At 53.9% G+C, this 12,547-nt stretch carries 11 protein-coding genes; 8 read left to right on the top strand and 3 right to left on the bottom strand.

Translation table 11 applies throughout. The features are described 5' to 3' along the window. The first annotated feature begins 28 nt into the window (after positions 1 to 28). The 6 genes from IM700_RS03385 to IM700_RS03360 all read left to right on the top strand — a co-directional run bounded on the left by IM700_RS03385 (position 29) and on the right by IM700_RS03360 (position 6,034). Positions 29 to 1,000, top strand: a complete 972-nt coding sequence (locus IM700_RS03385; protein ID WP_193416792.1) for a phosphotransferase family protein — start codon at positions 29 to 31, stop codon at positions 998 to 1,000. Positions 1,001 to 1,310: 310 nt separating this feature from the next. Further along, a complete protein-coding gene (locus tag IM700_RS03380; protein WP_193416791.1) occupies positions 1,311 to 2,309 on the top strand; it encodes a glycosyltransferase in 999 nt (332 codons plus the stop codon). After that, a complete protein-coding gene (locus tag IM700_RS03375) occupies positions 2,306 to 3,076 on the top strand; it encodes a GNAT family N-acetyltransferase (RefSeq protein ID WP_193416790.1) in 771 nt (256 codons plus the stop codon). The genes IM700_RS03380 and IM700_RS03375 overlap by 4 nt, the downstream gene beginning before the upstream one ends. A gap of 154 nt (positions 3,077 to 3,230) precedes the next feature. Next, on the top strand, positions 3,231 to 3,704 hold the full coding sequence (locus tag IM700_RS03370) for an RDD family protein (protein WP_193416789.1): 474 nt from the start codon (positions 3,231 to 3,233) through the stop codon (positions 3,702 to 3,704). Between the two features lie 95 nt (positions 3,705 to 3,799). Then, positions 3,800 to 4,702 (top strand): polysaccharide deacetylase family protein, encoded by a 903-nt coding sequence (locus IM700_RS03365; protein WP_155606783.1) that lies wholly within the window; start codon positions 3,800 to 3,802, stop codon positions 4,700 to 4,702. 36 nt (positions 4,703 to 4,738) lie between these two features. Beyond that, positions 4,739 to 6,034: an MFS transporter gene (locus IM700_RS03360; RefSeq protein ID WP_193416788.1), complete on the top strand. Its 1,296-nt coding sequence runs from the start codon at positions 4,739 to 4,741 to the stop codon at positions 6,032 to 6,034. A 22-nt stretch (positions 6,035 to 6,056) separates the two neighbouring features. Here IM700_RS03360 and IM700_RS03355 read toward each other — a convergent pair whose 3' ends face one another. Next, complete coding sequence (locus IM700_RS03355; protein ID WP_193416787.1) at positions 6,057 to 7,784, bottom strand: EAL domain-containing protein; 1,728 nt, start codon at positions 7,782 to 7,784, stop codon at positions 6,057 to 6,059. Between the two features lie 369 nt (positions 7,785 to 8,153). Here IM700_RS03355 and IM700_RS03350 point away from each other — a divergent pair, with 369 nt between their 5' ends. Then, on the top strand, positions 8,154 to 9,635 hold the full coding sequence (locus IM700_RS03350) for a glutamate synthase subunit beta (RefSeq protein ID WP_193416786.1): 1,482 nt from the start codon (positions 8,154 to 8,156) through the stop codon (positions 9,633 to 9,635). Between the two features lie 72 nt (positions 9,636 to 9,707). Here IM700_RS03350 and IM700_RS03345 read toward each other — a convergent pair whose 3' ends face one another. After that, positions 9,708 to 10,694: a LuxR family transcriptional regulator gene (locus IM700_RS03345; protein WP_204801115.1), complete on the bottom strand. Its 987-nt coding sequence runs from the start codon at positions 10,692 to 10,694 to the stop codon at positions 9,708 to 9,710. A 336-nt stretch (positions 10,695 to 11,030) separates the two neighbouring features. On the opposite strand from IM700_RS03345, the gene IM700_RS03340 reads away from it, so the two are divergent. Beyond that, entirely contained in the window at positions 11,031 to 12,182 is a 1,152-nt protein-coding gene (locus IM700_RS03340; RefSeq protein WP_155606780.1) for an HD-GYP domain-containing protein, read from the top strand. Between the two features lie 99 nt (positions 12,183 to 12,281). Here IM700_RS03340 and IM700_RS03335 read toward each other — a convergent pair whose 3' ends face one another. Further along, complete coding sequence (locus tag IM700_RS03335) at positions 12,282 to 12,440, bottom strand: hypothetical protein (RefSeq protein ID WP_155606779.1); 159 nt, start codon at positions 12,438 to 12,440, stop codon at positions 12,282 to 12,284. Between the last annotated feature and the right edge of the window lie 107 nt (positions 12,441 to 12,547).

Genomic DNA, 12,547 nt, shown 5'->3' with positions numbered 1-12,547 from the left:
TCAAACTAGGGAGCGGGAAGGATAGCGAATGCGGAATTTGGGTGATGCAGTCAAAGCAGATGGAACGCTGGACGATAACCGGATATGGCGCAGGGAACTGATGTATCAAGGGATGAACGGGCGATGGGTGGAGCGGTTCTATACCCATCCGGAGCACAGCTATATCTTCAAGCCGCTCACGAACGGCGAATCGGTGGATCGGGAGGCGTGGGTGAACCGGAACATTCTGACGAAACTCCCCGAGATTGCGGCACCCAAGCTGTTGGCGGCCTCCCTGGAAGGGAAAGGAACCCAGGGCTGGACGATCTTCGAGGATCTGGGGCCGCTGCGACATCCCTACCGGCTGGAGTATGCTCAAGCGGCGGCCAGACAGCTGGCCCGCCTACATGCCGCACCGGCGGAACAATGGCCGGGCTTGACGGCCCAAGGCCCCAAGCCGGGCATAGAGGTCATCGCCGCTGAGGTGTTGCGACGGCGGGACGAGGCGCTGGCCGTCCTTGGCGGGCAGGGACTGCCGGTACAGTGGCTCGACTCGGAGATCGTCCCGGCGGTTCGGGACGGGTACGGCTTCAACGTTAAGCGGCAGGTGTTGTCGCATGGCGACCTGCATCTGGGCAATTATGCCGTGACGAAGGAAGGGGGCGTGGTTCTGCTCGATTGGGAGCACACGCATCGGAATCTCCCCTACTGGGATCTGTACCACCTGATCGACATGTCGCATCCGCGGTTTCCAAAGGCGATGCCAGCCGAAGATCGGGTGAAGCTGCTTGAGACTTATTTGGACGAAGCGGACAAGCAAGGCACGCCATGGGCGAGGGGGGTATTGGTCCGGGAGTATGCCTGGTTTGCTGCGATCTTTTCCCTATGGATGCTGCTGTTGGTCGAAAGCGACTTGCGGCGGGGAGGCGGCGTTTGGACGAAGGAAGGACTGCTGCGGCAACGGGAAGAGACGGCGAAAGGCTTGGCTGGATGTTTGGAGCTGTTGGATACGCAGCGGTAACCGCAAGGCGCGCGTGCAAACCAAGGGATGATCTTGAAATGTGCAGTGGCATTGCATTGAACCGGTGGGGATTCCTGCAAAAGTGCAGTTATTTTTCCGGAATCAGGCCTAACCCTTGTGAATACCTGCAAAAATACATTTATTTTCGAGAAAAGCTCGAATAACTCGAAGAACAGTAGAAATACCTGCACTTTTGCATCTTTTTCGCCACGTTCTAGGATATTGGCTGAAATACCTGCACTTTTGCAGTTATTGTTTCCTGTACGCCACCGGCGGTAGACTAACCCATACGAAAAAGGCGGGATCCAATTTGAAGAAAGTCGGTTTAGTGATGCGAAAAATCCAGTTCGCGGAAGCCCAAGGCCCACGTGTGTTTGCGGAGCGGTTGCGCGATATCGGCCGTGAACTTGGCGTGGACGTCGTATTTATATCCCCGGAACGCCATGTCAGCGGGCATGATTGGCTTCCCGGCTACGAGCACGAGAAAGGCGATCTGGTCAATTACGATGTCGTATTGGACCAAATCCATGCGCACCAAATCGAGCATGTGATTTATACGGTCTCCGGTTTTACTTTCCTGAAAATGTTCCTCCCGAACAGCGTGCTGTTCCCGCATAGTTTCCCTGACCCTGCGTTAACCGGATACGAAATGATGAAGCCGTTCTACGGAATCGTGGACAAGGCGATCGTGCAAACGGAGTTTTTGCGTCGACAGTTGAACGACGTGTTCGGAGTAAGTGATGTGGATGTGATCCCCATCGGATTTAACGAATCGCTGGCGGAGCGGCATTTTGATCCGGCGGCCATCGTCGATAACCGGGTATTGTGGATCGGACGCGATGAAGAGAACCGGCGGCCGGATCTGGTGCTGGAGTATGCGCGGCAAAATCCGGACAAAGATGTCGTGATGGTGTTCGGCGGGGAGCGTTACAAGGAAAGTATGAAAAAATACGACATCCCGCTCAATGTCACCTTGCAGTTCGCGTTAAGCCAGGACGAGGTGTTTGCGTTGATGAATTCGGCCAAGGTGTACTGGAGTTGCTCTAAATTCGATACCTTTGCCATGCCGCTGACCGAAGCGCTGGCTATGGGCAAAATCGTCGTCAAGCCGGAGCATCCTTGCTACGGGCATATTAGCTCCCGCCATGCCTTTGCGGGCAATGAGATGAACTGGTTCGAGCTAGTGAATATGGCGGCGGCCTCGCCGCAGAAATTTTCCGCGGACAACCGGGAATACGCGTTTTCGAAGTTTTCGGCGACAGTGATGAAGCAAGGATACGAGCGATTCTTTGGGGAGTGGTTGAAATGAAAGGTTTATCCGTGGGGCCGGAGCTTACCAGCGCGATAGAGCAGCTGGCAGCGAGCGGCTGGCCACCGAGCGAACTCGAGTCACTTGGCACCTGGAAGCTGCGGGCCAACGGCGGCGTCACGACGCGCGCGAACAGCGTGCTGGCGGCGGGGCCGTTTCCGGAGAGCGAGTGGTTGGAGAGAGTTGAGCGGTTTTACCGGGAGCGTGGACTTCCGCCGTGTTTTCATGTCAGCGACTCCTCGCCCAAAGAACTGGATGGGCTCCTTGCTGCGGCAGGTTACGAAGTTTCGATGAATTGCCTGTTGCTAGCAGCCTCCATCCAGCAGGTGCTTCAGCGCTCCGCAGCTTACGAGATTGGCGAAGCGAAAGTTACTTTGGCCGCACAGCCGGAGGAGCCTTGGATGAATGATTTCCTGCGGATGGAAGGATTTCCGGAGGAACGGCGGGCCGGGTATTTGACGATCTTCAAAGCCATGCCGAAGCCCAAGACGTTTGCCACCATTTATGAGGCGGGAGAGCCGATGGGAGTGGCCACCGTGGTGATCGAGGAAGGCTGGGCGGGAATCAGCAACGTTGTCGTCGACCCGCGTCATCGCCGCAAAGGCGTTGCTGGCCGTCTACTGCAGGCGTTGGCGTCATGGGCGGCCGAGCACGGCGCGGAAGGCATGTACTTGCAAGTGTTGGCGGGTAATGCGCCGGCGTTGGAGCTTTACGGCAAGCTGGGCTTTGAGACGATTTCGGGCTATCATTACCGAATTCGCAAATAGCAGGAAGCGAGGGCGACCTAACAAGGGTCGCCTTTTTTTGCGTCGGGAGGAATAATTTGGGGATATCGCGAAATTTACTATCCAGGGAACTAGAGGCTGGGTTTCTTACATAAACATGGAGTAGACGTATCGGCCAAAGAAAGGATTGGAATGCATGGCACAAACACTGCTGTACCAATACGGCCCTGACCATTTTGAGCCGTCATCGCCGGAAGGTGAGGCGCGGAGGGAAATGATTTACCGAGATCCCAATCCGGTGTATGTCGGTTTCTGGAGAAGGCTGCTCGCTTTTTTCATTGATGGGCTGATATTGACAGTGATCGATTGGATCCTCCCTTTCTCCGACTTCATGCAAAGGCTGCTTGATCTGCTGTACTTCGTGATCCTGCCGGCCACCTCTTGGCAAGGAACGATCGGGAAACTGGCGGTAGGAGCGAAGATCGTGGATGGGGAGGGAGAACGAATCTCCATTTTGCGATCCATTGGTCGATATTTTTCGCAGTTCTTATCGGCATTGCTCTTGTTCATTGGTTTCCTCATGATTGCTTTCAGCGCGGAGAAGCGTGGCCTGCACGATTGGATTTGTAATACGTTCGTGCTGAATCGGGACTCGGAGTTGTATCCGTAAACCAAAGGGCGGCCGATGATCGGCCTCATGAGTTATGTAAGCGTTTTATTACGGGAACGGAAAAAGCTATTTGCGAAAACGGAGGGGGAAGACAGATGACACTGGCAGAGCGATTGGGGTATGGGCGGGACACCAAATTGTTAATCGTCAATGCGGACGATTTTGGGATGTGCCATGCGGAGAACACGGCGATTATCCAACTGCTGCAGGAAGGTGCGGTTTCCTCGGCTACGGTCATGGTCCCTTGCGCCTGGGCTAAGGAAGCTGCGGCCTGGAGCGTCGCCAATCCAGAATACGACGTAGGGGTGCATTTGACGTTCACCAGTGAATGGAACGGTTATAAATGGGGACCGGTCACCCGCGATGGAGACGTGCGAACGCTGGTTACGGAGGAAGGTTATTTTCCCAAAGACGTGGCCCGCTTCGAATTGCAGGCGAGTCGCCCTCAGGTGCGCTTGGAGATGATCAATCAGGTGGAGACCGCGCTGGCGTTAGGCCTCGCGCCTACGCATCTCGACAACCACATGGGCAGTTTATACGGGTTGGCGACGGGCCAACATTTTCTCGACGTAACGTTCGAAATTTGCGCCGATTACGGTCTGCCGTTCCGTTTGCCACGCTCGTTGCCGCAGGTAGGTAAACTGCCGCCGGAGGCTGCTGCCTTAGCCCGCCAAGTCACCGAGCTGGCCGACCGGATGGGCGTCATCCTTCTCGACGATCTAATCGGTCTGCCGTTCGGCAAGCAGCCGGGTGAAACGTACGAAAGCTACAAGCGGGAGATGATCGCCGTTCTTAAAGCGCTGCGCCCCGGTGTATCCGAAATCATCATACATCCTGCGCTGGCAACGGAAGAGCTAAAGGCCATCCATTCCGAGTGGGAAAAAAGACAGTGGGATTTTCAGCTCTTCCGCGATCCGGAGATCAAGGCGGTTCTGGCGGAAGAGGACATCGAATTGATCCGCTGGAAAGATCTGCAGCAATTGCAACAGCGGCCTTAGAACAGGACGGATTTCAAAAATAAGGAGGTGGGGCGGATGATACGTCATGTGAATCGGGGCAAGCGGTCGGAGATTCATAAGGTGGCCTATAGTTCGGGGAATCTGGCGGTAAATTTGATGTCGCAGGCCTTTGCCACCTATCTCGTTTACTATTATGTCGACGTGTTGGGCGTCCGCCCGGCCTGGATCAGCTTGGCGATGGTGTTCCACGGCGTGCTTAATGCCTTGCTTAATCCGCTGTTTGGCCATTTGTCCGATCGGACCCGCACACGGTTCGGCAGACGGCTCCCTTATATCGGGTTCGGCCTGGTTCCACTGGCCGCAGCCTTTGCGCTGTTATGGACGCCTCCGGCGGATGAAGGCGCGGCTTTTCCCTATTTTATAGGAACCGTAATGCTGTATGATGCGTTGTTCGTGTTAGTGGTGCTGAACTACTCCGCATTGTTCCCGGAGATGTTCCAAAGCATCAAGGACCGGGCTTACGTATCCTCCTGGCGGCAGATGTTGGGCATTGTCGGCATGATCGTGGGTGTGGCGATTCCGCCGCTCCTCTATTCTCAAATCGGCTGGGGTGCAATGGGGGGCGTATTCGCAGCGTTGTCGGCCGTTTTCCTGGCCTTGTCCCTTTGGGGCAGCCGGGAAAATCCCGATGCACCCCGCACTACGTTCCGCTTGACCACGGCGGTTCGGCATACGTTGGGGAACCGTGCGTTTGTCCTGTATGTGATCGGCAGTTTTCTGGTGCAGTTCACGTTTGCCCTGCTGCCAGCCGGCATACCGTTTTACACCAAATACGTGTTGGGCCGTGAGGAGAGCTTTAACACCCTGCTGTTAGGGGCGATTTTTCTATCTGCCATTCCATGCGTATTCCTGTGGGGACGATTAACAGCCAAATACGGAGCGCGGCAGGGTATCCTGATCGCCGTTGCCTGCTATGCGGCCGCCCTGCTGCCATTTGGCTGGGTTACGAAGGAGGGCGGCGCGATTGCCACCGCTGTTGCCGTGGGGTTTGGATTAGCCGGGCTGCTGGTGCTGCTTGATGTCATGTTGTCCGAGGTGATCGACGAGGATGAACGGGGGACCGGCGCACGCCGGGAAGGCATGTACTTCGGCATGAACGGATTTATCGTGAGGTGGGGCGTTTCGCTGCAGGCTGCCTGCATGGGGCTCATCCTGGAGGCAAGCGGGTATGAAGCCGGCCTAAACGAACAGCCGGCATCGGCCGCGATCGGCATCCGATGGATGCTCAGCGGGATACCGGCTGCGGCGCTGCTGCTGGCGTTGCTGTTTTTTTATTTGTACCCTTTGGGTAAGCGGCAGTCAAGGTCGTAGTCTCTTGATACCGTGGCGGACATTAACTAGACTTCAACAATCCCTCTATCGCTTCAGCGTTCAGCGGTCGACTGTAGTAGTAACCTTGAATCTGATCGCAGCCGTTTTGCTGCAGGAATTCGAACTGGGCTTTCGTCTCGACGCCTTCGGCCAGCACGGTCATGCCCAGCGATTTCCCAAGCTGGATGATGGAACGAAGCAGGGAATTGTCGCGTTCCGAGCATGGCGTTTCCTGCACAAAGGTGCGGTCTATTTTTAGCACCTGAACGGGCAGCGACTTCAAGTAATGGATGGAAGAGTAACCGGTCCCGAAATCGTCCACGGACAGCGAAATGCCGCGTTTCTGCAAGGCGGTTAAGGTATCCCTGATCAGCACGTGCTCGTTCAGCAGCGATTCGGTCACTTCGAGCTCCAGAAATTGTGGAGCGAGCTCCGTTTCGGCTAGCACCTGTTCAACCGTACGCAAAAAGTGCGGATGTCTGAATTGTACCGCCGAGACGTTGACGGACATCGGCAGCTTTGGAAGCCCGGCCTCCTGCCATCGTTTGTTCACCCTGCAGGCTTCAAGCAGAACCCATTTGCCCAATTCAACTATAAACCCATTGTCTTCGGCGATCGGGATAAAAGTGACCGGCGGAATGTATCCCTGCACGGGGTCGTTCCAACGGATCAGCGCCTCAAAGCCGGTCAGCTTCTCGGTGACCACATCGATTTTGGGCTGGAAATGCAGCTCGAACTGCCCTGACGCCAAAGCTCGAATCATCTTCTTCTCTAAAGTCAACTGGGCCATTAGACGGTCCATCAAGTAATAATCAAAGTAGTGCGGGCCTTCCAGCGCTTCCTTCTTCGCTTCCTTCATCGCCATTTCGGCATGTTGCAGCAATTGATTTACGTCGGACCCGTCATCGGGGTAGAGACTGATCCCCATCCCCAAACCGACATGGAATGTTTCACCGGAAAGGGTATAAGGCTCCTTTAGCGCGTCATTCAAATCAAGTGCAAGTGTATGTATATACAAGGGATCGGACACGTTTGATACCAGCACGAAAAATTCATCCGCAAAGTTGCGGCACATCGGCGTTCCTTCTGGAAAGGCACGGCCCAATCTTTCGGCGACCTGCCGAAGCAGCTCATTGCCGTCGCATTCGCCATAGCTCTCGTTGATATGCCGGAACCGATTCAGATTGATGCACATGACCGCCGCCATTGTATTCTCGGCTTGGGCAGAACGAAGCTCGGCGTGCATGAGTTCCTTGAAACGATTGGAATTTAACAGGCGGGTGACCGGATCGAAATGGGACAGCTGGCGAAGTCGTTCTGTTGATGCCTGCTGTTGCTCCACTTCTTGGGTCACATCGAACTGAAGTCCGATGAAATAGAGAGGGTGGCCCTCTGAATCCAGTATGGGGCTGATGACGAACTGGTTCCAGTAAGTACTGCCGTCCTTCTTGTAGTTCTTGATTCTTACTGTAGCCGATTCGATCTCCTTTACCGCTTTCCGTATAACGTCGAGATGTTCTTTGTTGGTCTCTTCTCCCTGAAGAAAACGGAGATTCCGCCGCAAGACTTCCTCACGATTATACCCGGTAAGATGTTCGAACCCTTGATTTACGTAAACGAGAGGGTTGTCCTCGAGATTAGGATCTGTGATGGCCAAGCCGACGCCCATCCGATCAATGGCGCGAAGCAGGGCCGAGGCAGTGAGCATGGATTCTGGTCGGAATGGGGAGCTAGCCTGGTCGTCTTCCACGAAATAAAAGCCTCCTCGAAATGAACCGCTTGAGATGTAGTTAACCGACGATGTCCGTCATACGGGAGCGTCCGATCAAAGCCAAAGCTTATAACCCCATCATACATGCGGCATAGTGCCGCTGGCAATCGGTTTTTCGAAAAGACACGACAATCGTCGCATGCCCTTCTGCCCAGCTAAGTAATTTTTTTCACGATGGTGATCTTCTTCATTCTGAACGGTCAGGTCACGGTGATAACATGGGCTTATTTAAATGCAATGCGTAAAGTTGCAGCTGTACATTTCATTGCTTTATAGCGATAACGCGAGAGGGCGATGGTAGTTCCGGTTCATGCAAAAACGAGCGTCATTTAGATCAGGAGGTTGGAGATGGGAAAGGCTACCGGTTTTTTGGAATACCGTCGAGAGGTACCGGGCGAGATTCGGCCACAAGAGCGTATCGGCTCTTGGCAGGAATTCGTCGTACCGCTGGAGGAGGAGAAGCTGAGAATGCAGGGCGCGCGATGCATGGACTGCGGGACTCCGTTCTGTCATGCAGGACAGCTGCTGTCGGGAATGGCTTCCGGCTGCCCGGCGCACAACTTGATTCCGGAATGGAATGATCTTGTGTACCGCGGCAGTTGGAAGGAAGCGCTAAAACGACTACAAAAGACGAGCAATTTCCCCGAGTTTACCAGCCGGGTCTGCCCGGCGCCGTGCGAAGGAGCGTGTACCGTTGGCAAAAGCGGTCAGCCCGTGACGATCAAAAGCATTGAAAGGGCCATTATCGACCACGGATTCGAGGATGGCTGGATACGGCCTCGGGTCCCTGCCGCATCCACCGGTAAGAAGGTGGCGGTCGTGGGATCCGGTCCTGCGGGGCTGGCCTGTGCGGATCAATTGAACAAAGCTGGGCATGCCGTGACCGTGTACGAAAGGGCGGATCGCATCGGCGGGCTGTTGATGTACGGCATCCCGAACATGAAGCTTGATAAGCAAATCGTTCAGCGCCGCGTTAATTTGCTTGCCGCCGAAGGGATTCGCTTCGTCACCGGGGTCGAGATCGGCGAGGAGCTTCCGGCCGACCGGCTGCGGGCGGAGTATGACGCCGTGGTGCTGTGCTGCGGGGCGACGCAAGCCCGGGAGATGAAGATCGAAGGCCGGGAATTGAACGGCGTTCATCAAGCCATGGAGTTTTTGTCCCGGAATACCCAAAGTCTATTGGATTCGGGGCTTCAGGATGGCAACTTCCTATCGGCTAAAGATAAGCATGTCGTGGTTATCGGCGGCGGAGACACGGGAACCGACTGCGTCGCTACGGCCATCCGTCAAGGCTGTAAGAGTGTGACTCAACTGGAAATCATGCCGAAGCTTCCGCTGTCCCGGGGGCAGGATAATCCGTGGCCAGAGTGGCCGAAGGTGCAAAAGACGGATTACGGGCAGGCGGAGGCGGCCGAGATGTTCGGACAGGATCCCCGCAGGTATGAAACCTCGACGAAATCGCTGCAGGGGAATGAACAGGGCCAAGTAACCGGAGTCCATACGGTCCGCGTGGAGTGGAACCAGGTAGACGGGCGCTGGATACCGGTGGAAACTCCGGGAAGCGAGCAGGTTCTTCCTGCCGATCTGGTGTTGTTAGCATTAGGATTTGCAGGTCCGGAGGCGGTCCTACCCGAGCAACTCGGCCTGGATCAGGATGAACGCACGAACGTGAAAGCGGAACTTGGCGATTTTCGAACGAATGTAAAGGGCGTATTTGCCGCCGGAGATATGCGGAGAGGTCAAAGTCTTGTTGTTTGGGCGATGTATGAGGGGCGGCTCGCCGCCCGCGAGGTCGACCGATATTTGATGGGCAGCACCATGCTGCCGTAACTTTATATCGTTTTACACTTTACGCCGTCCGAATCGGACGGTTTTTTTCGAAATAGGACCCCCATTGGCGGTTTAATCCATCAACAGCTTGAGTAGCTGTGTCCGGTTGCTAGCGCCTACCTTTTGAAATATGGACCGCATATGCTTCTTGATCGTGACTTCACTAAGGAAGAGGCGTGAGGCGATGTCGCGATTGGTCAACCCTTCGGCGGCCAGAGCGGCAACCTCCTTCTCACGATGGGTCAAATCCGTACGGGCGTAAATCGCGGCCTCTGGTTTCGTCATCGGCATCTTCTCCGGCGTTAAACCGAATGTTATCGCTTCAGGATGTCTCTGATCGCCGTCATCTCGTAAGCTGGGGAAGACCACTTCCCCGTTGTTATGCCCGCTAAGCCATGAGGCCAGCATCAGGGGCAAACCGTCGGTTTGCTTCCAGATGCGGTAGATCTGCTCTGGCTCAACGATGCCGCAGGTCCGCAGATAGGCGACAACGCTGTTAAAATCCAGATTCGTGAGCGGCATCCGATAGATGGATCGTTTCCAGAAGGGACTTTCCGTCCATTGACTGGACAGTGGGTTTCGGCCGGAAATGACGCAAAGGCAGCGGTCTTTGATTTGCGGGATATAAAAATCGCGAAACCAATCATCCATCGGTTCTAGAAGCTCATACGTATCGATAAATAAGAACGCAGGACCAAGTTTGGATCGTTTCTGGATGGCATCGATGGAGGCTCTGATGATAAAGTCGGGATCGGAAAGGGAGGAGAGGGAGTCCAATAAATCAAGCTGGAACAGGACTTGCCTGCTGAAATCTTCCGGTACGGTTCTGATTTTCGCGGCGTCGATGGCGATAACGGTAGCTCCTAGCCTGGTGGCTTGTTTTTGAAACTCCTCAGCCAACGCGCTTTTTCCTACGCCGGCCGAGCCGTAGATATTAAGGATTCGTTCCATATTGGAGTAGTGCTTTAGATATACGGAAAAGATCTCCGACTCCCACTCTCGTCCTAGCAATCGAGGAAGTCGTTCCGAGTCCTCGTACTCATGAAATGTCGAATTCATAGTTCTTCATCCCCCCTCACCTACTTCAAATTTTCGCTATTATAATTTAGAATATCGTTGAAATGTAAGATAGAATAGTGACTTTTTGTATAGTAATGTCGAAAGACCCTTTTACAAAGTATACTTTGGGGTAATGTCTCAATTGCTGCCGTCATGATAAATTTTATTTTGTCGAATAGGAAATTTCTGTGGTCTGGACTACAATTCTTGAATTATTATAGGAAGATAGGAAGAAAACGATGATTAGGCCAAAAGGCGCAGTTAATAGACCATGACATAGGGCGAAGGCGTTCGTCATAACTAGCTGATCTGCAATAAGGATGAGGTGATGATGTCATGAGACAGGTTCATGTCAGAATGCTCGAACCAGGCGACGTTTTAGCCGAGCCTATACTAAATCAACACGGGATGACCATGCTAGGAGCGGGAACCGCGTTAACCGAAGGCCATATCGTACGCCTTAAGAAGTTGGGGATTCAAACGGCCATGATTGGCAAGAAAGAACCGGTCGGTTCCTTCCGCGATGAAGACATCCAGGGGACAAGCCCCATCATGAAGTTTCAGGATCTCAAAGAGAAACGCGAGGCGCGCAAGCAAATCCGGCAAATGCTGGTTCGTTTGGCCGATTCCGACTTGGGTTTTGGGCGACCGTCCACCCCGCAGTTGGACGAACAATTTCGCCGCATGTTCCGGAACATTTTATACGAAATCACAAGCCATGAGCAAGTGTTGGATGGCTTGATCCGCCTGCAACAAAGCGATCCCTACTTGCTGGAGCATTCCTTTCATGTGACCGCGTATTCGGCTATTCTTGGCATCGCGGGTCAATACTCCGGGGCGGAAATGATCGATCTCTGCGTCGGCGCGTTATTATTCGATATCGGAATGACCGAATTGCCAGCCCACACGATCCGGCGAAACGGCAGCTTGACCGGAGCCGACCGTGAGGCGCTGCGTCGGCATCCGGAGGCGGGCTTCCAAATCATTTGCGATATGGAAGGCGTATCGAGACGTTCGGCCCTATGCGCATTGCAGCATCATGAGCGGTATAACGGGGCGGGATATCCTTCCCGACTGAAACATCACGAAATTGATGAATACGCGCAAATCGTCGCCATTGCCGATACCTACCATGCCTTGATCTCACGGCGGAACTACCGTCTGGCCTATACTCCGGGAGAAGCGATTGAATATTTGCTGGCTGCTGGAGATCGTTATTTCAGCCTGGAACTCATTCAAACTTATCTGCGCAATATCAGCATTTATCCTCTTTCCTCCGTAGTGAAGCTCAGCAACGGCCAGCTCGGCATCGTATCCTCTCTGGATTCCAGCCTGGTGCATCGTCCGGTGGTTAAGATCATCCGCGAAGCAGACGGTTCAAACGTAAGATCGCCTTATGAAGTGGACCTCATGCGTAAAACGGATTTGGTGATTACTGAAATGATGGAGTCTAGCGGAGAAGACTTGCAGATGTCTGTAAGGGTCTAACCCCATCTGGTCTTCATGGAATTCGTGTTCATGCAAAAAGCGCGAGCTTGGGAAGCTTTCCCTAAGCACGCGCTTATTTTTATATGAACCCTATCTATTCTATTGACTGACGTCGGTGAACTCGGACTGCATCATTTCCAGCTTGCGGATAATTTCCTTTTGCCACTGTAGGTCGCCTAATTGGGCGGCAAGATTGAGCAGATCCAAGTAGTCATCGATGTTCAGCCTTGTCTTTCTGCGGGCGGATAGCAATCTCATGGGCGTTCGTCTCCTCTTGGCCGTTTTCGGTGATAAACCGGAGTGATCTCAAAGATAATAATGATAATCATTATCAAAAGAGTCTTTTTTTTATTATGCACAATTTC

Origin of the sequence: Paenibacillus rhizolycopersici (genome assembly GCF_014947195.2) — a bacterium.
Classification (GTDB): Bacteria; Bacillota; Bacilli; order Paenibacillales; family Paenibacillaceae; genus Fontibacillus; species Fontibacillus rhizolycopersici.
Note: the sequence above shows the minus strand (reverse complement) of the source record. Positions and strands in the feature narration are given on the sequence as shown.